This is a genomic window from Protofrankia sp. CiP3 (assembly GCF_917627345.1).
GTDB lineage: Bacteria > Actinomycetota > Actinomycetes > Frankiales > Frankiaceae > Protofrankia.
On sequence record NZ_CAKJTM010000002.1, the window covers coordinates 33,059 to 53,642 of the forward strand.

The 20,584-nt window shown below is 68.5% G+C and carries 19 protein-coding genes; 4 read left to right on the top strand and 15 right to left on the bottom strand.

Annotated elements, in window-relative coordinates; genetic code table 11:
- Nucleotides 1-51: 51 nt before the first annotated feature.
- Nucleotides 52-741, top strand: coding sequence for a hypothetical protein (locus tag MJ797_RS00940; RefSeq protein ID WP_239330895.1), 690 nt, complete (start codon nucleotides 52-54; stop codon nucleotides 739-741).
- Nucleotides 742-875: 134 nt separating this feature from the next.
- Here the strand turns inward: MJ797_RS00940 and MJ797_RS00945 are convergent, their stop codons facing one another.
- The 4 genes from MJ797_RS00945 to recO form a co-directional block, all read right to left on the bottom strand.
- On the bottom strand, nucleotides 876-2,261 hold the full coding sequence (locus MJ797_RS00945; protein ID WP_239330308.1) for a glycine--tRNA ligase: 1,386 nt from the start codon (nucleotides 2,259-2,261) through the stop codon (nucleotides 876-878).
- 154 nt (nucleotides 2,262-2,415) lie between these two features.
- Nucleotides 2,416-2,742: an antibiotic biosynthesis monooxygenase family protein gene (locus MJ797_RS00950; RefSeq protein ID WP_239330311.1), complete on the bottom strand. Its 327-nt coding sequence runs from the start codon at nucleotides 2,740-2,742 to the stop codon at nucleotides 2,416-2,418.
- A 54-nt stretch (nucleotides 2,743-2,796) separates the two neighbouring features.
- Nucleotides 2,797-3,615, bottom strand: a complete 819-nt coding sequence (locus MJ797_RS00955) for an isoprenyl transferase (protein WP_239330332.1) — start codon at nucleotides 3,613-3,615, stop codon at nucleotides 2,797-2,799.
- A 117-nt stretch (nucleotides 3,616-3,732) separates the two neighbouring features.
- Nucleotides 3,733-4,464, bottom strand: coding sequence for a DNA repair protein RecO (recO, locus tag MJ797_RS00960; RefSeq protein WP_239330343.1), 732 nt, complete (start codon nucleotides 4,462-4,464; stop codon nucleotides 3,733-3,735).
- A gap of 342 nt (nucleotides 4,465-4,806) precedes the next feature.
- On the opposite strand from recO, the gene MJ797_RS00965 reads away from it, so the two are divergent.
- Entirely contained in the window at nucleotides 4,807-7,299 is a 2,493-nt protein-coding gene (locus MJ797_RS00965; protein ID WP_239330360.1) for a S8 family serine peptidase, read from the top strand.
- Nucleotides 7,300-7,352: 53 nt separating this feature from the next.
- On the top strand, nucleotides 7,353-7,865 hold the full coding sequence (locus MJ797_RS00970; RefSeq protein WP_239330363.1) for an NUDIX domain-containing protein: 513 nt from the start codon (nucleotides 7,353-7,355) through the stop codon (nucleotides 7,863-7,865).
- Here the strand turns inward: MJ797_RS00970 and MJ797_RS00975 are convergent.
- From MJ797_RS00975 to hemW, 10 genes are all read right to left on the bottom strand, one after another.
- Nucleotides 7,858-8,664 (bottom strand): N-acyl homoserine lactonase family protein, encoded by an 807-nt coding sequence (locus MJ797_RS00975; RefSeq protein ID WP_239330380.1) that lies wholly within the window; start codon nucleotides 8,662-8,664, stop codon nucleotides 7,858-7,860. The genes MJ797_RS00970 and MJ797_RS00975 overlap by 8 nt on opposite strands.
- Before the next feature lie 51 nt (nucleotides 8,665-8,715).
- A complete protein-coding gene (gene era / locus MJ797_RS00980) occupies nucleotides 8,716-9,633 on the bottom strand; it encodes a GTPase Era (RefSeq protein WP_239330400.1) in 918 nt (305 codons plus the stop codon).
- Nucleotides 9,634-9,644: 11 nt separating this feature from the next.
- Entirely contained in the window at nucleotides 9,645-10,172 is a 528-nt protein-coding gene (locus MJ797_RS00985) for a cytidine deaminase (RefSeq protein WP_374581160.1), read from the bottom strand.
- A 75-nt stretch (nucleotides 10,173-10,247) separates the two neighbouring features.
- On the bottom strand, nucleotides 10,248-11,705 hold the full coding sequence (locus MJ797_RS00990; protein ID WP_239330405.1) for a hemolysin family protein: 1,458 nt from the start codon (nucleotides 11,703-11,705) through the stop codon (nucleotides 10,248-10,250).
- 80 nt (nucleotides 11,706-11,785) lie between these two features.
- Nucleotides 11,786-12,262, bottom strand: coding sequence for an rRNA maturation RNase YbeY (gene ybeY / locus MJ797_RS00995; protein ID WP_239330422.1), 477 nt, complete (start codon nucleotides 12,260-12,262; stop codon nucleotides 11,786-11,788).
- Between the two features lie 108 nt (nucleotides 12,263-12,370).
- A complete protein-coding gene (locus tag MJ797_RS01000) occupies nucleotides 12,371-13,399 on the bottom strand; it encodes a PhoH family protein (RefSeq protein ID WP_239330425.1) in 1,029 nt (342 codons plus the stop codon).
- Between the two features lie 122 nt (nucleotides 13,400-13,521).
- The gene (locus MJ797_RS01005; RefSeq protein ID WP_239330428.1) at nucleotides 13,522-14,307 is read right to left on the bottom strand and encodes a 16S rRNA (uracil(1498)-N(3))-methyltransferase; all 786 of its coding nucleotides are present in this window, start codon (nucleotides 14,305-14,307) and stop codon (nucleotides 13,522-13,524) included.
- 92 nt (nucleotides 14,308-14,399) lie between these two features.
- Nucleotides 14,400-15,548, bottom strand: a complete 1,149-nt coding sequence (gene dnaJ, locus MJ797_RS01010; protein ID WP_239330431.1) for a molecular chaperone DnaJ — start codon at nucleotides 15,546-15,548, stop codon at nucleotides 14,400-14,402.
- Nucleotides 15,548-16,567, bottom strand: coding sequence for a heat-inducible transcriptional repressor HrcA (gene hrcA / locus MJ797_RS01015; protein WP_239330444.1), 1,020 nt, complete (start codon nucleotides 16,565-16,567; stop codon nucleotides 15,548-15,550). The genes dnaJ and hrcA overlap by 1 nt, the downstream gene beginning before the upstream one ends.
- A gap of 243 nt (nucleotides 16,568-16,810) precedes the next feature.
- Nucleotides 16,811-18,055 (bottom strand): radical SAM family heme chaperone HemW, encoded by a 1,245-nt coding sequence (gene hemW / locus MJ797_RS01020; RefSeq protein WP_239330466.1) that lies wholly within the window; start codon nucleotides 18,053-18,055, stop codon nucleotides 16,811-16,813.
- A 243-nt stretch (nucleotides 18,056-18,298) separates the two neighbouring features.
- Here hemW and MJ797_RS01025 point away from each other — a divergent pair, with 243 nt between their 5' ends.
- Nucleotides 18,299-18,460: a hypothetical protein gene (locus MJ797_RS01025; RefSeq protein WP_239330469.1), complete on the top strand. Its 162-nt coding sequence runs from the start codon at nucleotides 18,299-18,301 to the stop codon at nucleotides 18,458-18,460.
- Nucleotides 18,461-18,682: 222 nt separating this feature from the next.
- Here MJ797_RS01025 and lepA read toward each other — a convergent pair whose 3' ends face one another.
- Complete coding sequence (gene lepA, locus MJ797_RS01030) at nucleotides 18,683-20,575, bottom strand: translation elongation factor 4 (protein ID WP_239330486.1); 1,893 nt, start codon at nucleotides 20,573-20,575, stop codon at nucleotides 18,683-18,685.
- Nucleotides 20,576-20,584: the final 9 nt, after the last annotated feature.

The window sequence follows — 20,584 nt, forward strand, 5'->3', positions numbered from 1 at the left end:
GCCCAGCATGCCCGCCGGTGGGCCCGCTCCCGGTCGGGGCTGCTGGTGGTGATGCCGCTCCGGCTGCCGCGGCCGGCCCCACCACCGGCGCCGCCCGCCCGTGGGCGCCGGGAGAAGGCGCTGGCCTGGATGGGATCGCTGAAGAACATCGCCGGCTGCACCGGTGCGCTCGGCGGGCTTGGGCTGACCGCCGCCGGTGTGGTCGGGCCACCGCAGTGGCCGCTGGTCGTTGCCGCGCTGTACGCGGTCGGCGCGCTGATCGCGCCGGCCCGTCGCCCGGCGCCCGCGGGTACCCAGCCGAGCGCCGCCGAGCTGCGCACGGTCGTCGACGCCCAGCTGCGGGCCCTGGCTGGACGTGCACCGGCCGAGGTCACCGCCGCCGCGGACCGGGTCGCCGCCGCGCTGCGCGAGGTACTCGACCGCCCGCACCTGTTGCGGGCCGGTTCGCCCGAGACGTTCGTGGTCGTGCGGACCATCGCCGACTACCTGCCGACCGCGCTGGAGGTCTACCTCGGTCTGCCCACGCAGTACGCCGAGACGCACCGGCTGGACGACGGGCGCACACCGCGCCGGGTTGTCATCGACCAGCTCGGTCTGCTGGAAGCGGGCATCCGTGACGTCACCGAGGCAGCGGCGGCCGGGGACACCGCGAAGCTGCTGTCGCACGGCCGTTTCCTGGCCGACCGGTTCGGGTCGAGCGACCTCGAGCTGCCGGCCCCATCCCCGCAGCCACCGGTATGACAGCTGCCGTGCGGGCGGCTCGCGGTCCGGCCGGCGGCACGTACAACGCTGGTGGGATGAAAACACGGCCGTCGGCTGCCCCCGGCGACACATCATCCCCGAGGAGCGAGCGCCGCGGCATCCATGTGAACCTGTCAGCAGGGGCCGAGGCGGGTGTTGAGATAGGACACCGCCTGGTCCATGGCCACGCGCTCCTGCGCCATCGTGTCCCGCTCCCGGATCGTGACGGCGTGGTCCTGTAGTGAGTCGAAGTCGACCGTGAGACAGAACGGCGTGCCGATCTCGTCCTGCCGGCGGTACCGGCGCCCGATCGCGCCGGCATCGTCGAAATCGACGTTCCAGTGCTTACGCAGCTCGGCGGCAAGGTCGCGGGCGGCCGGCGACAGATCGGCGTTGCGCGACAGCGGGAGTACCGCCGCCTTGACCGGGGCGAGCCGGCGGTCAAGGCGGAGCACGACCCGGCGGTCCACCCCGCCCTTGGTGTTGGGTGCGGTGTCCTCGGCGTAGGCGTCCAGCAGGAACACCAGGGTGGCACGGTCCACTCCGGCCGCGGGCTCTATCACGTACGGGGTGTAGCGGACGCCGGTGGCCTGCTCGAAATAGGTCAGATCCGCGCCGGACGCCTTCGCGTGCACGGTCAGGTCGTAGTCCGTGCGGTTCGCGATGCCCTCCAGCTCACCCCATTCCAGCCCGGCGAAGTTGAACCGGTACTCGATGTCGACGGTCCGCTTCGAGTAGTGGGAGAGCTTCTCCTTGGAGTGCTCGAAACGGCGCAGGTTCTCGTCCTGGACGCCCAGGTCTCGATACCACTTCATCCGCTCGTCGATCCAGTAGTCGTGCCAGGTCTCGTCCTCGCCCGGCGGGACGAAGAACTCCATCTCCATCTGTTCGAACTCGCGGGTCCGGAAGATGAAGTTTCCCGGGGTGATCTCGTTACGGAACGACTTGCCGATCTGACCGATGCCGAACGGCGGCTTGCGCCGGGCGGTCGCCTGCACGTTCGCGTAGTTGATGAAAATGCCCTGGGCTGTCTCCGGCCGGAGGTACGCCAGGCCCGACTCGTCCTCGACCGGTCCCAGGTAGGTCTTGAGCAGGCCGTTGAACATCCGCGGCTCGGTGAACGTGCCACGCGCGCCGCAGCTGGGGCAGTTGACCTCGGTGAGCGCGGCCGGCGGCCGGCCGCGCCTGGCCTCGAATGCCTCCTGAAGATGGTCGGCACGGAAGCGCTTGTGGCAGGTGAGGCACTCGGTCAGCGGGTCGACGAAGACCTGCACGTGCCCGCTGGTCTCCCAGACCTCGCGTGCGAGGATCACACACGAGTCGAGGCCGACCACGTCCTCGCGGCCCTGGACCATCGCCTTCCACCAGGCACGCTTGACATTGTTCTTCAGCTCCACCCCGAGCGGGCCGTAGTCCCACGACGCCCGCAGGCCACCGTAGATCTCGCTCGAGGGGAAGACCAGCCCACGGCGCTTGCACAGACTGACGATGGTGTCCATACGGTCGGACGCACTGGCCATGTGGGCACTCCCTTCCTATCGCCCAGCATCATCGGTGACGCTGGGCGGTCGCATCCTGCGTACACCCGCGCCAGGTGGGGATCAGGCGGGCAGGTACCGATCAGGCAGACAGGTGCCCAGCGTACGGGCCGCGGGCCGAGCCGAAGCAGAGAGGTCAGGCAAGATCCGATGCCCGGCGCACAGCGCCCGTGACGCCGTCATGGGCGAGCAGCACCTCGAACGCGCCCGGCTCATCGACGGCGTAGACCATCAACGGCGTCAGCTCCAACCGGACAGCGAACGCCGACACCGCCCGGCGCCAGGCGCCCGCCCCGTCCCACTCGGATGTGATCACCCACAGCCCGGAATCGTCCACGGCACGGCCCAGCCGGGCCCAGCGATAGCCACGCTCACCGGCGAGAGCGGCCAGGACCCGTTCCGCACGCTCGCGGAAGGCCTCGGCCTCGCTGACCGGGACCCGCAGCCGCATGACAGCAAGCACCGCACGGTTCTATCAGTTCGCGTCCGTCCGGCCGCGAGCCGCCCGCCAGAGATGTCACGGCAGCACCGAGCGGACTCCCGACGGATGGCCCACGACCCCGCCGTACCGGCGGTCCCGTTTGGCGAAATCCTCGCAGGCTGCCCACAGGTCGCGACGGTCGAAGTCAGGCCACAACCGCTCGACAAACAGGAACTCCGCGTAGGCGGCCTGCCAGAGCAGGAAGTTACTCAGCCGCTGCTCCCCCGACGTACGGATCAGCAGGTCGACGTCGGGCATCTCCGGCTCGTCGAGATAGCGGGCGACGGTGTTCTCGTCGATGCGGTCCGCTCGCAGCCGACCGTCACGGACATCGCGGGCGATGGCGGCCGCGGCATCGGCGAGCTCAGCGCGCCCGCCGTAGTTCACGCACATCGCCAGCGTAAGACGGTCGTTACCGCAGGTACGCTCCTCGGCCGCCTCCAGCCGCCGGATGACGTTGCCCCACAGGCGAGGCCGCCGGCCGGCCCACCGGACCCGTACTCCCAGGGAGTCCATGTCGTCGATGCGCCTGCCGAACACCCCGTCGGTAAAGCGCATCAGGAAGGCGACCTCGTCCGGCGAACGCTTCCAGTTCTCCGTGGAGAAGGCGTACACCGACAGCCACCGGACTCCCAGCTCGATCGCGCCCTCCACACAGTCGAAGAGGGCCTCCTCACCGGCCTCGTGGCCCTTCGTACGCGGCAGGCCACGCATTTTCGCCCAGCGACCGTTGCCATCCATGACGATGGCAACATGCCGCGGGATCAACGCGGAAGGAATCTCCGGCCGGCATGCGCCGGAAGGATGCGGGTGCGGCTCACGGAACCGTCCGGCTCTCCCGTTACGTCGATTCACCGGACACCTCCCTTCTACCGCCAGCCAACGGTAGCGCGATCATTGCCCCTCCCGCGCCCACAAACATCATCGACGCATCTTCGTCGAGTGCGCCACCCACGACACGCCCAGCCCGGTTCACGCCCGCTCCAGGTGGGGCAGCGCGCGTAAGCCGTACTCGAGATGCCACTGCAGGTAGGCCGCGACGCAGCCACCAGCCTCACGCCGGGTGCGGACCTCGCTCGCGTCGGCGGCGGCCCAGTCGCCGGTGAGCAGGTCGGACAGCAGCCGCACGGCGGCCAGGGACATCGAAGCCGCACCATGCGGTCGGCACTGCGGGCACACTACGCCTCCCGCCGACACGGAAAACGCCTGGTGGGGCCCTTGCGCGCCGCAGCGCGCGCATGCCTGCAACGCCATTCCGTAGCCCGAGACAGCCAAGGCGCGCAGCAGAAAGGCGTCCAGGACGAGACCCGGCGCACGCTCACTCTGGGCGAGGGTACGCAGACCGCCGACCAGGAGCAGGAACAGGCGCATGGCCGGTTGACGTTCCTCACCGGTCAGCCGTTCGGCCGTTTCCAGCATGACAGCCGATGCCGTGTGCCGAGAGTAGTCGCCAGCGATCACCGCGCCATAGGGGCTGAGGATGTCGGCCTGCGTGACGGTGTCGAGGGAGCGCCCCTCATGCAGCTGGAGGTCGACGTAGGTACCCGGTTCCAACCGGGCGCCGAAGCGGGACGACGTGCGCCGCACCCCTTTGGCCACCGCGCGTACCCGTCCAGTCCGCCGGGTCAACACGGTGACGATGCGATCGGCCTCCGCGAGCGGCGTCGTTCGCAGGACAACGCCTTCATCGCGGTAGACCGGCACCCACCCATGGTTGCACGCATCCCGGTAAGCGGGCAGGACACGGTCCCCTCGGGCCGATCGTGACATGCCACCGCCCGGGGAGCGGCCTGGGGCGTGTTCTGAAACACGCCGTAGCCGCTGCGGAGTATCGGCCCATCCGGCGGTGGGTGGGCTGGCTGGCGGTGGCCCGTTCGCCTGCCGGCCCGCGATGCGATGCGATGCCTGCCCGCTCCCGGCCACCACACTCTGCAATAGTCACTTTAAGAATCCATAAAAGAACTAGGAGTAATAGTGCTGGCGATGCGGGAACGATTGGCATGTAGACGATTGGTATGTATCAGCGAAAAAATGACGGTTTTCCACGTGGCTCTCGTCTTAATCGTGACCCAGGTCCACATCGCCGCGACCGCGGCCACGACCGCCCAGAGCGCGGCCGTCCAGACCGTCACCGTCTATCTCACCGCGCCCGACCCGGCCGGCCTGGACCGCCTCGCGCGGTCGGCCGCAGGGACAGTCACCGGATCTTCGCAGGACCGGGCCGCCCGGCTGAGAGCGTTTCTGCCCTCGCGGGCGACCCACGACACGGTCGCGAACAAGCTTGACGAACTGGGCCTGCGCGTGATCAGGAGCACGACATGGAGCGTCACCGCCAGCGGCGAGGCAGGCCATCTCCGGCAGCTGTTCGGCAGCGCCCGGCGCTCTCGTCCCGCTCTGCGCTACGCGCAGAGCCTGCCAACCGTCCCCCCGTCCCTGTACGGCCTTGTCTCGGTCGCCGTTGGCGGTGACGAGACCCGACCGGCATTCCGTCCCCTGGGCACATCGGCGGCCAAGACGGCGCCGGCCCCTGCGCGCACCGCCGCGGCCATCCCGGCGAACAGTGGCTATACCGGCGCTGACCTGCGTACCGCCTATGGTGCCCCGGACGGCCGCCGCGGCGACGGCGGACCGGAGCCGACCGTCGCGAGCCTTCAGCTGTCCGGTTGGGACTCCGCCGACCTGCGGGCCTACGCGGCGGCGGCGGGCATACCCGACCCGGTCATGAACGGGCGTTACACAGCGGTCAGCGTAGGGCGCGAACCCGGCTACGACCCGGCCCGGGACGGCGACGGGGACAGCGAGGTCGCCCTCGACCAGGAGGCGCTGCTGGCGGTCGCGCCCACCGCGCGTCAACGCGTCTATTTCGGCCCCAACACCGACCAGGGCTTCCTCGACATCCTTGACCGGGTCCGCGCCGACGCCGCCGATCCGGCGGCGAACCTGGTGGCGTTCAACGTCTCCTGGGGGCTGTGCGAGCCGCACAACAGCGCCGCCTTCGTCAGCACCGCCGAGACGCTGCTGGCGGCGATCGCGGCCGCGGGCGTCACCACCTTCGCCGCATCCGGCGACAGCGGTTCCGACGACTGCGGCAACGGCACCGCCACCGCGAGCTATCCAGCGTCATCACCGTCAGCGATCGCGGTAGGTGGCACGAGCATGCTCCACCCGGCCAGCACGACCGTGTCGGAAACGGCCTGGGCCGGCTCTGGTGGGGGATGTTCGACGCTGTTCGCCCGACCAGGCTGGCAACCGGCCACCAGCTGCGCGTCACGTGCGCTGCCCGACCTCGCCATGGATGCCGACCCGGCAACCGGCTTTGCCGTCTATGATCACCGCTACTGGGAGAGCCACGGCGGCACGGTCACACCCGGCTGGCTGCGCTTCGGTGGCACCAGCCTCGCCGCACCCGCCGCCGCCGGGATGCTCGCGGCCGTGTGGGCGTCGGGCGGGCAACGCTCGGGCGGGTACGGCGACATCCACGACCAGCTGTACCAGGCGCCCGCCGCAGCATTTCGGGACGTCATCACCGGGGGCAACGGCGCCCACAGCGCCACGGCCGGATTCGATCTGGTGACCGGACGTGGCGCTCCGCTGTGGAACAAGCTTGCCGCGGCGCTCGTCAGCCGGCCCCTGGGCCTAGCCCCGGCCGGGTACACGATCGTCGCTGGCGTAGGCGTCGATCACGCCGTCTGGGCGAAACGGTCCGACCAGGCCCGCCCCATGTCGCTGGGCGGCCAGGCCACATCAGTTCCGACAGTGATCCAGGCCGCCGGCAGGGTCACCTACATCGTGGGTGGCACCGACGGGAATCTCTGGATGCGGGGCGATACCGATGATGCATGGTCCCCGCTCGGCCTACCCGGGACACAGTGTTACGGACAGGCCGCGATCGTCGTCGGATCAACGCTGCACCTGGGATGCCGCGGAAGTGATCGTGCACTGTACGTCACAGCCGTGCCCATCGACACCACCGGCCAGCCAGCCCGGGTGACCTGGTGGACGAACTACGGCGGGCGGACCGACGCCGCTCCCGCGGTGGCCGTCGTGGACGGGGCCGTCACCTGGTTCATCACCCGCGCCAGCGACAGCGCCCCACCCGCGGCCAACCTCTACCGGCGGACAGCCACCTCGTTCTGGAAGGTGCTCGGCGTCCGGTGCGATGGGGCGCCAGGTGCCGGCGGCAACGACACCTACGCAGACACCTACCCGGACGCCTACGGATCCCACGGTGACCAGGGTTATCATCCTGCCCCGAACGGGGCCGGGCGGGCGTTCGTCGGCTGCCGGCTGGCGTCGGGAACACTCGCCTACGCCGCTGTGCCGTTCATACGGTTCATCGACGCCGGTGGGCGGACAGTCGGGCCGCCCGCCTTCGTCCGGGCCGGGAACGGGACGGTGGACGCCTTCGCCGCCGGCACAGACCGTGCGCTCCACAGCCGGCGACTGGCGGCATCCGCCCCGCTGGACGTGGGCTGGACGGATCTCGGTGGCACCTACCTGCTCGGGGTGGGGGTGACCCGGATCAGCCAGGAACCGTAGCGGGTTCCTGGCGTACCCGGACGCAGATCTCCGCTGCGGACAATGATGGGCTGGTGCGAGTGGTGCGACGGGCCGCCAGAGCGATTCTGATCGACTCCGGCGGGCAGCTGATCGTGTTCCGCCGGAGCCTGCCCGGCCAGCCCCCCTACTGGGCCACCGTGGGCGGCGGGGTCGATCAGCAGGACACCTCGGTCGAGGCTGCCCTGCACCGGGAGGTCGCCGAGGAGCTGGGCGCTACCGTCGACCGCGTCCAGCAGGTGTTCCTCACAAGCGCGACAAGACACAGCGGGGGCGGCACGCCGGGCATCACCGTCCAGCACTTCTTCGTCTGCCGGCTCACCTCGATGAATCTTGCCGCCAGGACGGGCGACGAATTCACCAACCCGGCAAAGGGACGCTACGACGTCGAGCGCATCGACCTGCGCGGCGAGGACCTGGCCCGGTTCGCCCTCCAGCCCAGCGCGCTCAAGGACTTCATCCTGGCGAACCGGGACGCCCTCCTCGAGGCTGTCGCGGACCCGGCGCCAGACCGGGACCGGTCCGGGTCCGGGTCCGGGTTCAGGTAGCCAGCTCCGTGGTGAGCGCCGGCCACACGACCGGGTCGTGCCCGGGGACCAGGCGCAGCCCGCGGGCGGACGCGATGGCCTTCAACCGCCGGATCGGCTCGATGGTCGCCTCCGGTGGAACGCCGATCGACCCACCGACCGCTCGCTCCGAGTCGATGTTCTCCCGCAGATCCGCGGCGTCAAACGCGAAGACATACCCGCCACCGCCTACCGCGGGATCCATCTCGACGACAAAACTCTGGTGACCGGGGGTGTGCCCGGCGGTGAGGATCGCGGTCACCCCCGTGGCGATCTCGCTGTCACCGTCGGCCGGCCGCCAGGCGATCGCCGGATCATCGAAGTCGACCCGGATGATGCCGTCAGCCTCCAGCCGCGCCGGGTGCGCGCCAAGTCCATGATCAAGCTCCCGGCGCTGAATATGGACGGGGGTGTCCCGCCGCGCAAAGTGGCGCAGCCCGCCGGCATGGTCGTTGTGCAGGTGCGAGACGGCAACCGCGTCGATCTGGTCGAGCGTGAGCCCGACTCGTCCCAGTTCGCCCTCCAGCGGGTCGCCGGCGCCGGCCGGGAGCCGTACCTCCACGCCGGTGTCCTGGTGGAACCGACGGCACAGGGCCGGATCCCGGACGAAAGCCGGGTTGAGCCCGGTGTCGACCAGTAACCAGCCCCCGTCGACCTCCAGCAGCAGCGCCGGGACGGGCTCCCACAGCCGGATGCCGTCCGGGGCGCCATACACCGACATCGAGTACGGCACCTCGACCCACCCCAGAGTCAGCGGGATCACCCGCCGCACGCCAGCCATGAGCGTCACTATCCGCCGACCGGGCCGAAGGTGTGCAACGGCCAGCGGCGGTCAGAAGCCGAGCTTTCGGAGCTGGCGGGGATCGCGCTGCCAGTCCTTGGCGACCTTGACGTGCAGGTCCAGAAAGACCGGGGTGCCCAGCAGCGCCTCGATCTGGGTACGGGCCCGCGTCCCGACGTCCTTCAGGCGGGTGCCCCGCGCGCCGATGACGATCGCCTTCTGGCTCTGCCGCTCGACGTAGACGTTCACATGGACGTCCAGCAACGGGCGGTCAGGGGGCCGGTCCGCACGCGGGATCATCTCCTCCACAACGACGGCCAGCGAGTGCGGCAACTCGTCCCGCACGCCCTCCAAAGCGGCCTCGCGTACCAGCTCGGCGACCATCACCTGCTCAGGCTCATCGGTCAGATCGCCGTCCGGATACAGCGGCGGACCGGCCGGCAACCGCTCGACCAGCAGGTCCGCGAGCAGGTTCACCTGAAACGACGACACCGCGCTGACCGGTACCACCTCGGCGAAGTCGGCCAGCGAGGAGACCGCGAGCAGCTGGGCGCCCAGCTCGTCCCGGTCAGACACCAGATCGGTCTTGGTGACGACTGCGATCACCGGCGTCCGTTTGGGCAGCCGGGCGAGCTCCTCGGCGATGAAGCGGTCACCACGGCCGACCGGATCGTTCGCCGGGACGCAGAAGGCGACCACGTCCACCTCGGACAAGGTCGTGCGCACCACGTCGTTGAGGCGTTGGCCGAGCAGCGTCCGAGGGCGGTGCAGCCCGGGGGTGTCAACCAGCACAAGCTGAGCATCGGCGCGGTGCACGATACCCCGGATGGCGTGCCGGGTCGTCTGCGGACGCCCGGAGGTGATCGCGACCTTGGCTCCGACGAGTGCGTTGGTCAGGGTGGACTTACCCGCGTTGGGACGTCCGACAAAGCACGCGAACCCTGACCGGAACCGCGGTTCAGTCCCCACGGCGAGAGCCACTAGGTTGTCACCCGGCCGCGCGCCACCCCGTCCGGGCTGGCGAGGAACACCGGGACGCCGGCACCGAACTCACCGAGCACGAGCAGGTCGTCGGCGGCTGGCGCGGCCGTGCCAGGCACGCTCGGGGGTGCGTCGCCGTCCGGGGCTGGGCCGCCGTCCGGGGCTGGGAGCGCCACCCGCTCGGACACGATCGCCGCGGCCTCGAAGCTGCGGGCACCGCTGGACGCCGCCGCGACCACCGCCGCCCGCAGCGCCGACACGCTCAGTCGAGCGTCGGCATTCTCCACGGTCGCCGCCGCGTATGTTCGCCCATCGGTGTCACGGACGGCCGCGCCCTCGGCCGCGGCGGCTCCGCCTCGCGGCACGTAGGCACGCGGCCTTGCCGACCGGGCCAGGGTCACGAGCTTTGCGTCCTCCGGCTCCAGCACGCCAGGGGCAACCGGCGCGGCGCCCGCGCCCGGACGCGCTCCGCCCGGGTTCTGCCCCTGCGAACCCGGTCCGTCCGACTCCCGCTCCGGCACACCCATCCCTGTCTCGTCCTTCTCGCCCTTACCCATGCGCACGCATGCGCGGGTCACTCATGTGATCCATATACGGGTCCCTCATGTGCGCGTCCCGGATGCGGTACGGCGCGCGACCGGGCCGATGGCGTTCCCGCCGCAGCCGCTGTCACCATGTTTCGCGTCCTCATCCCCGCCTTCGTCCCCGCGCTCCTGGCCGCCCCGCTCGGAGCCACCTCGATGACCGCCGGCACGGACCACGTCGGCCAGGGATCCGCCAGCGGAGTCCTCGTCAGCAGACGACGACCGCCGGACCACCACCGTACCGATCTGGTTCCGGCGCCCGGCGGCGCTCTCGGCGGTGAGCGTGAGCACACCGACGGTTGCTGTCGCTCCCGGGATCGGCACGTGTCCCAACGCGCTCGCCAGCAGCCCACCGACGGTCTCGACGTCGCCGGATCCGGGCAGCTCGCCCGTTCCGAACAGGTCACGCAGATCGTCCACTGGCAGCCGGGCGGTCACCCTGGCCGCGTCGTCGCCGATCCATTCCACCGGCGCGGTCTCGGTGTCATATTCGTCGGTGATCTCTCCGACGATCTCCTCGAGGATATCCTCGATGGTCACGAGCCCAGCGGTACCGCCGTACTCGTCGATGACGATCGCCATGTGGGTCCGGGACGCCTGCATCTCACGCAGCAGGGCGTCAGCGTGCTTGCTCTCGGGCACCAGCGCTGGCGGGCGCATCACCTCCGAAACGGGCCGGGCGTCCAAGCCCTCGCGCTCACGGCCCACCATGTCCTTGAGGAAGGCGATCCCGACCACGTCGTCCACGGTCTCCCCGGTCACCGGGATCCGTGAGAAACCGCTGCGTAACGCCAGCGAGATGGCCTGTCGGACGGTTTTCGCCGACTCGATGTGGACCATGTCGGGACGAGGGACCATGACCTCGCGCACCAGGGTGTCCCCGAGCTCGAAAACAGAAGCGATCATGTCACGCTCGCCGCGCTCGATGACGTCACGCTCCTGAGCGAGATCAACAAGATCACGCAGTTCCGCTTCGGTGGCGAACGGACCGTCCCGGTAGCCCCGCCCAGGGGTCACCGCGTTGCCAAACGCGATCAACAGGCGGGGCAACGGGCCGAACATCCGGCCGAGCCAGCTGGTAAGTCCCGCGGTCGCGAGCGCCACCACCGGTGCGTGCTGCCGGCCCAGCGTCCGGAACACCACTCCCACCAGGATGTACGCGAACAGCGTGCCGACCAGTGCCCCGAGCGCGACCGAGGCGAAACCGGCTCCGTAGGTGTGCACGGCTATGACCGTCACGCAGGCTGTTGTGATCATCTCTCCGACGATCCGCAGCAACAGCAGCAGCGCCAGATAACGACCGGGGTCCGCGACGATCGCGGCCAGGCGGATGGCCCGTGGCCGGCCAGCCCGCAGGAACTCCTCGACCGACACTCGGGAGACCCGGGTCAGCGCCGCGTCGATACACCCGATCCCGGCGGCGGCCAACGCGGCAACCACCGCGATCAGCAGAAGTGGAACATCACCGTAGCCCATGGGCTCGTCCCGTCAACTCCCCCGCACCATGCTCAGTATGTGCCATGCCCGGAAGTCGCTACGTTCAGCAATCGCCGCGCTCAGCGCGTGCCAGCGCTCCGGGCGGCGTCCCACGATGTCAGCAGGCGGGACTGCACAGCCCACATCTCGCGCTCCTCCTCCGGTTCGGCGTGGTCGTAGCCGAGCAGGTGCAGGATGCCGTGCGTGCACAACAGATGCAGCTCGCGCTCGGTTGAGTGGCCCGCCTTTGCCGCCTGCCTGCGGGCGATCTCCGGGCACAGGACGACATCGCCGAGAAGCAGGGCCGGGTCGTCCTCACCCGAGTCGGGCGCGGACGGGTCGAAGGCGTCGTCCTGGGGGAAGGCCAGCACGTCGGTCGGCCCCTCCTCACCCATGTAACGGACGTGGAGCTCCTCCATGGCGGACAGCTCCAGAAGCATGATCGACAACTCCGCCAGCGGGTTGACCTTCATCTCGTCCAACACGAACCGGGCAAGGGCGGCAAGGGCGACCTCGTCGGCGTCAGTGCCTGATTCGTTAGCTACGAAAACGGCCATCAGCCATCCATCCTCGTCCGGCGCCACCACCCGCGGCACACCACCGGTTGTGTCTCATCCACCTGTGCTTCCATCGGTCGCGCCCGGTCGCGCCCGGTCGAGCGCTGGTCATCGTCGGTCTCGGCGACCGGCCTGCGCGGGTCGCGGGCTGGGCGCGCTTGCCGCGTCCCAGCGGGCATAGGCGTCGACAATGTCACTGACCAGCCGGTGACGCACCACGTCCGTGCTGGTCAGGGTCGCGAAGTGGACGTCGTCGACGCCGTCGAGAATCTCCCGGACCACCCGCAGACCGCTGCGGGTGCCGCTGGGCAGGTCCACCTGGGTGATATCCCCGGTAACAACGATCTTGGAACCAAAACCGAGCCGGGTGAGGAACATCTTCATCTGCTCACCGGAGGTGTTCTGCGCCTCGTCCAGGATGATGAACGCGTCGTTCAGGGTCCGGCCACGCATGTACGCCAACGGCGCGACCTCGATGGTCCCGCTCTGGATCAGTCGTGGGATCGAGTCCGGGTCGACCATGTCGTGCAGGGCGTCGTACAGTGGCCGCAGATAAGGATCAATTTTGTCATAAAGAGTACCGGGCAGGAAACCCAGCCGCTCCCCCGCCTCGACCGCCGGCCGGGTCAGAATGATCCGGTTCACCTGCTTGGACTGCAGCGCCTGCACGGCCTTGGCCATGGCCAGATAGGTCTTGCCGGTGCCAGCCGGGCCGATGCCGAACACGATCGTGTGGACGTCGATCGCGTCCACATACCGCTTCTGGTTCAACGTCTTCGGGCGGATCGTCCGCCCTCGGCTGGACAGGATGTTGAGGGTGAGAACCTCGGCCGGCCGCTCCTCGCTGCCACTGCGCAACATCGACAACGAGTGGTTGACATGGGACGGCGTCAGTTCCGTGCCGGACTCCAACAAAGCGATCAGTTCGGCGAAAAGCTTGGCGGCCAAGGCGTTCTCGCCCGGCTGACCGGTAATAGTGATCTCGTTGCCCCGGACGTAAATATCGGACGGTAAGGCCTGCTCGATGACATGGAGCAACTCGTCCTGGTGGCCCAGCAAGCTCAGCATGCTGTGCACGGCCGGGACGACGATGCGCGTGACGGTCCGCTGGTCGGACGGGGAAATGGAATCGGTCATGGGTTGCGGCCGGCTGCGGCCACGAGACCTCTCAAACGACATGAGTCAGTACGGCCCCTAGTCTAACGATCCTCGGCAGCCATCGGTCGGATACCGAAAACCAGCATCGCGCCACCGTCGGTCTACCGATCCCAGCGGGAGGTATGAGAGAACACAATCGCAGCCGCGACAACCCCCGCGGTCGACGTCCGCAACACCGTGCGGCCAAGCCGAGCCGGCACGGCCCCGGCCGCGCCGAACACCTCACGCTCACTTCCGGTGATCCCGCCTTCCGGCCCCACCACCAGCACGATTTCCAACGATCCCGCTTCCAACGATCCCGCCGGTGCCGGCAGCTGGGCGCCCGCTGGCGCGGCGGGCCGCGGCCGGGCGGAGGTCACCCCCGCCGCCCGCAGCCCCACGGCGAGCGGTTCGCTCGCCTCCTCATGCAGGACCACCGCGACGTCCGCGGCCGCGAGCCGGGCACTGACCGTGGCGGTGTCCGCGAGGCATGCCAGCTGGGGCCAGAAAACCCGCCGTGACTGCTTCGCGGCCTCCCGCGCGGTGGCCGACCAACGCGCGTGTGCCCGGGCACCGCGCTCCCCCTCCCAGCGGACGATCGAGCGGGCGGCCGACCACGGGACGATCTCGTCAACCCCCACCTCGGTCATGAGCTCGACGGCGAGCTCACCGCGGTCGCCCTTGGCCAGCGCCTGGATCACGACCAGCCGAGGCGTGGGTTCCGGATACACAACCCTGCGTTCGACCGCACAGTCGATCTCGTCACGCCGGCAGCGCAGCACGGTACATTCAGCAACAACACCACAACCATCGGTAATATCCACGCGTTCACCAGGACGCAGCCGGCGGACCGTCGCCGCATGACGGCCCTCCGGGCCGGACAGTGTCAGCTCCCGTTCGTCCGGCACCACGCCCTGCTGGAAAAGGGGCGCTGTCAGCGGTCGACTCCCCCCGTCCCGGTCCCGTCCCCAGTGGCTCCCATCCGGCCCACCGCAGCCACCTACCGCGTGCCGCGTGCCCCGCGGAGCCTGGAGAAGAAGCCCTGCCCGTCGACGGTCCCGTTACCGCTGGTCACCACCGCCGGCTGCTCCTCGTCCCGCAGCTTCGCCAGCTCCCGCAGCAGCTTCTCCTGCTCAGGATCAATCTTGGTCGGCGTCTCCACCACCACATGGATATGCAGGTGACCACGGCCGACCGAACGCAGATGCGGTACCCCTCGACCGCTCATCGTGATGACATGCCCCGGCTGGGTGCCGGGCTTGACCGTGAGGGTCTCGCCGCCGTCGAGGGTCTCCAGCCCGCACGTGGTACCGAGGGCGGCGGCCGTCATCGGGATGCGCAGCTCGCAGTGGAGATCGTCGCCTTCCCGGGTGAAGACCGGATGGGGACGCTCCTGCACCTCGACATAAAGATCACCATTGGGCCCGCCACCCGGTCCGACCTCGCCTTCGCCGGACAACCGGATCCGCATCCCGTCCTCGACACCCGAGGGAATCTTGACGGTCAGGTTGCGCCGCTTACGCACCCGCCCGTCGCCACCGCATTCCCGGCACGGATGTTCGATCACGGTCCCGGTCGCGCCACACCGGGTGCACGGTCTTGAGGTGACCATCTGGCCCAGGAACGACCGAGTCACCTGTTGGACCTCCCCGCGACCGTGGCACACCGAGCAGGTCGCCGGGTGACTGCCCGGTGCCGCTCCCTCGCCGGAGCAGGTCGTGCAGACCGCCGCCGTATCGACAGTGATCTCCCGGGTCGTTCCGAACGCGGTCTCGGCAAGGTCGAGCTCGAGGCGGAGCAGCGCGTCGTTGCCGCGGCGGACCCGTGAGCGCGGCCCACGATTGGCCCCGCCGCCGAAAAAGGCATCCATGATGTCGCCGAGGCCGCCGAAGCCCGCCCCGAAGGGAGCCCCGTTGCCGCCTCCCCCGCCGGGAGCCAGTGGATCACCGCCGAGATCGACGAGCTGGCGTTTCTCCGGGTCGGACAGCACCTCGTAGGCGGCGGTCACGGCCTTGAAGCGCTGCTGCGCCGCCGGGTCGGGGTTGACGTCGGGATGCAGCTCCCGAGCGAGCTTGCGATACGCCCGCTTGAGTTCGTCGTTCGAAGCGTCCCGGCGTACGCCCAGCACTTCGTAGTAGTCGGTGGCCATCAGTCGGCACCCAAAAGATCACCCACGTACTTGGCGACGGCTCGTACGGCCGCCATTGCCCCTGGATAGTCCATCCGCCGCGGGCCGACCACTCCCAGGCCGCCCAAAGCCGATGCTCCGCGACCGTATCCTGTGGCCACTACCGAGGTGGAACGTAGCGCATCCATGCTGTTTTCCTGACCAATACGTACCGTGACGGTGTCGAGGTCGCGTACCTCGCCGATCAGTTTCAACAGAACAACCTGCTCCTCCAGAGCTTCCAGAAGGGGACGCAGTGTATCGGCAAAGTCGAAGGCCGACAGCGTCAGGTTGGCCGTACCCGCCAGCGCCACCCGTTCCTCAGGCTTGTCGATCAGCGCCTCCATCACCACCGCGATCAACGTGTTCAGATGCGGACGCAGATCAGGGCGGGCGGCGTCCGACAGGTCGGCAACCGCGTCGGGCGCGTCAACGAGCCTGCGCCCATTCAACGCCGCGTTGAGCACTCCCCGCAGCTCGCCGACGATCAGATCGTCAACCGGCGCGGGCACCTCGGCCACCCGCTGCTCGACCCTACCGGTGTCAGTAATCAATACAAGCAGTAGTCGAGCCGGCGTGATCGTCACAATCTCGATATGCCGGATGCTGCTGCACGGCAGCGACGGGTACTGTACGACAGCGACCTGGCGAGTCAGTTGCGCCAGCAGCCGAACCGACCGCCGGACCACGTCATCGAGGTCGATCGCCCCCTCAAGGAAACTCTGGATCGCCCGCCGCTCCGCCCGCGACAGGGGTTTGACCCCTGACAGCCGGTCGACGAACAGCCGGTAGCCCTTGTCCGTAGGGATCCGCCCTGCGCTCGTGTGCGGCTGGGTGATGTACCCTTCCTCCTCAAGCGCGGACATGTCGTTACGCACCGTAGCAGGAGAGACCCCCAGTTGGTGACGCTCCGCCAACGCCTTGGACCCTACAGGCTCGTTGCTCAGCACGAAGTCCTCAACGATGGCGCGCAGTACGTCCAACCGCCGTTCCTCCAGCACGTCGTATCACCCCTTCGCCACGTTGAGGCCCGTTTGGCGAAGCCGTTTGACAGGGCCAGCCACGACCGCATGAGGCGACCAAGGCCAGCACCCAGCTCAGCTTGGTCCTGGCACTCCATTGCCTCGAGTGCCAATTGTAGCCGTCTCGGCCTCCCGCCGAGACGGTCGAGCGCGTCACCGAGTGCGGAAACTCAAGGCCCACCCCGGCGAGCGGTGTCCGTCAGCCCGGAACAGCGGTGCCCGTCAGTCCGGAAGAAGGCCGCGAATGACAGTATCGGCTAGGAGCCTGCCGCGCAGAGTGAGCAGCACTCGTCCGGCCGCCAGCGCCGCCGGCTCGATCAGCCCGTCAGCGGCAAGCGCTCCGGTCCGCGCGCGGCCTGCTTCGGTCAGCTCGTCAACGGCGAGGCCGTCGGCCAGCCGCACCCCGAGCATCACCCGCTCCGTCCGCCTGGCTTCGCCGTCCAGCACCTCACGGGCCGCGGCAGGACTCGCCTGCCCGGCGAGCAACGCGCTGTAGGCGGCCGGATGGCGGACGTTCCACCAGCGCACGCCGCCGACATGGCTGTGTGCCCCCGGCCCGAAACCCCACCAGTCATGACCGCGCCAGTAGCCGAGGTTGTGCCGGCTGCGGGCGTCGGGTTCGCGGGCCCAGTTACTGATCTCATACCAACGCAGGCCCGCCGTGGTCAGTGTCTCCTCGGCCTGCTGATAGCGGTCGGCCATCATGTCGTCGTCCGGCGGGAGCAGCTCGCCGCGCCGGATACGGCGGGCCAGCCGGGTACCGTCCTCGACGGTCAGGGCGTACGCGCTCACGTGATCGGGAGCGAGTTCGGCCACGGCATCCAGGCTCGCCTGCCAGTCCTGATCCGATTCGCCCGGCGAGCCGTAGATGAGATCAAGGTTGACATGGGTGAATCCCGCCTTGCGCGCCCAGCTGACCACGTCCGGTACCCGCCCGGGGGTATGCCGGCGGTCAAGTGCGGCAAGCACGTGTGACCGGGCGCTCTGCATACCGAACGAGACCCGTGTGTAGCCCGCGGCGCGCAGCTGCTCCAACATGTTCGCGTCCACGGATTCGGGGTTCGCCTCCGTCGTCACCTCGGCATCCGGGGCGATACCGAACTCCGTATCGATCATTCGAAGCAACGACCGGAGATCCTCGATCGGAAGCAGGGTCGGTGTCCCGCCACCAAGAAAGATCGTGGAGACGGGCACGTCCGCCGTGCCGAGCACGGCACGGGCCAAGCGGAACTCGGCGGCAAGGGTCTCGACGAACGTCCCGATCGCGACGCCCGGGCCGAGCTCGGTGGCCGTGTAGGTGTTGAAGTCACAGTAGCCGCACCGGGTCGTGCAGTACGGGATATGCACGTAGACGCCGAACGGGCGGGTGCCCACCGTGTTTGTGGCCGACGCTGGAAGCCCACCACCAGCCGGGACGGCTTCACCGGACAGCCCGCGACCGGAAGCGGCCGCGGTGATGCGTGACATGACCCGTGACATGACCATAGTGTGCCCGAACAGCAACGCTGTGTCTGCCCCTTGAATCCACTTTCGTTACCGCAATCACGGCCGCCAGCCAGGCCGAACGCCCCGCTCCCGGGCGTGACATCCAGCACCCGGAGAGAACCGCCACCCGGCGGACAATCATATTGGGCAGTCGTTGATAATCAACCAGACAATATGGGCGAAGCGTCGTGAACTCGTGGTCCCCGGTCAGGAAAGCTGATTCACATGAATGACGACACCGCGCGCGGTGTCCTCGACAACATCGAGGACCTTCTTCCCCCCCACGCGACGGAGTACCGATCCGGCGCGCAAACCGGCTCCACCGATCGCGACGAACCCGTCACCGAACCCATCCGACTGCCCTCGCCCGCTCCCCGGATCAACTGAACGCGCCGCAGCCCAACCCCATCCGCACGACCAGCACGACCAGCACGACCAGCACGACCAGCACGACCAGCACGACCAGCACGACCAAATGATCAACGCAATATGTCCCGGCATGTACAGCCCGGCCGAGGCGGCGCCCCCAGGCCCCACCCGCGGCCCGGCTGGACCGGGCCGCGTCGCCTGGGCCTCGTCACCTCGATGAGGCCCAGGCGACGCTCGCCGCTACTTCGTGCCCTTCGAGGTGTTCGAGGCCTGGGCGGCATCCGTCGACAGGGCCGCGATGAAAGCCTCCTGCGGGACCTCGACCCGGCCGATGGTCTTCATCTTCTTCTTGCCCTCCTTCTGCTTCTCCAGCAGCTTGCGCTTACGCGTGATGTCACCGCCGTAGCACTTCGCGAGAACGTCCTTGCGGATCGCGCGGATGTTCTCCCTGGCGATGATCCGGCTGCCGATCGCCGCCTGGATCGGCACCTCGAACTGCTGGCGCGGGATCAGCTCCCGCAGCCGGGATGTCATCGCCACGCCATAGCCGTACGCCTTGTCCCTGTGCACGATCGCGGAGAATGCGTCCACGGTTTCCCCCTGCAGAAGAATGTCGACCTTCACCAGGTCGGACGCCTGTTCCCCGGCAGGTTCGTAATCGAGGCTGGCATACCCGCGAGTACGGGATTTCAACGCGTCGAAGAAGTCAAAAATAATCTCGCCGAGCGGCAGCGTGTACTTGAGCTCCACCCGGTCTGTGGATAGATAGTCCATTCCGCGCAGTGTGCCCCGGCGGCCCTGGCACAGCTCCATCACCTGCCCCACAAAGTCCGCCGGCAACAGCACCATCGCTTCCACAACCGGCTCGTAAACATCGGTGATCTTTCCGGCGGGCCAGTCACTCGGATTGGTGACAACAGTCTCGGTACCATCGTCCAGAAGCACGCGGTAGACCACGTTCGGCGCGGTGGAGATGAGTGTAAGGCCGAACTCCCGCTCCAGCCGCTCCCGGACGATCTCCAGATGAAGAAGCCCGAGGAAACCGCAGCGGAACCCAAAACCCAATGCCGCGGACGTCTCCGGCTCGTAGGTCAGCGCGGCGTCGTTGAGCTGCAGCTTGTCCAAGGCTTCGCGCAACGCCGGATACTCGCTGCCATCAAGCGGATACAGACCGCTGTAAACCATTGGGCGCGGATCACGGTATCCACCCAGCGGCCGGTCGGCCGGCCGACTCGCCGATGTCACGGTGTCGCCGACGCGAGCCTGCCGGACATCCTTGACACCCGGGATCAGGTAACCGACCTCGCCCGCCGACAGACCGTCGCGGGCAATCGGGTCCGGCGAGATCACCCCGACCTCAAGGGTCTCGTGGCTGGCCCGCGTGGACATCATCAGGCAACGGTCCCGGGTGGTCAGCCGGCCGTCGACCACCCGCACATACGTGATGACGCCTCGATAGCTGTCGTAGACGCTGTCGAAAATCATGGCTCGAGCGGGTGCATCCGGGTCACCCATGGGCGCGGGGACCCGGCGGACGATCTCGTTGAGCAACTCGGGCACACCCAGTCCGGTCTTGCCCGACACTCGCAGGACATCGTCAGGATCACAGCCGATGATCTGCGCCAGCTCAGCCGCGTACTTCTCGGGCTGCGCGGCCGGAAGATCGATCTTGTTAAGCACGGGGATGATCTGAAGATCGTTCTCGAGTGCCAGATAGAGGTTTGCCAACGTCTGAGCCTCGATGCCCTGGGCCGCGTCGACCAGCAGGACCGCGCCTTCGCATGCCGCCAGCGAGCGGCTCACCTCGTAGGTGAAGTCCACATGGCCAGGAGTATCGATCAGATGCAGGACATAGTCGCGACCGTCATCGGCCTGCCAGGGCAGCCGGACGCTCTGCGCCTTGATCGTGATGCCACGCTCACGCTCGATATCCATTTTGTCCAGATACTGAGCACGCATGTTGCGGGCTTCGACGACGCCGGTCACACCAAGCATCCGGTCCGCGAGGGTCGACTTGCCGTGGTCAATGTGGGCGATGATGCAGAAGTTGCGGATCAACGCCTGGTCAACCGAGGCCTGGTTGACACGACGGGGGCCGGAGGCTGCGGGCACGCGGGAGTCTTCTCGTTTCATCAGGACGGA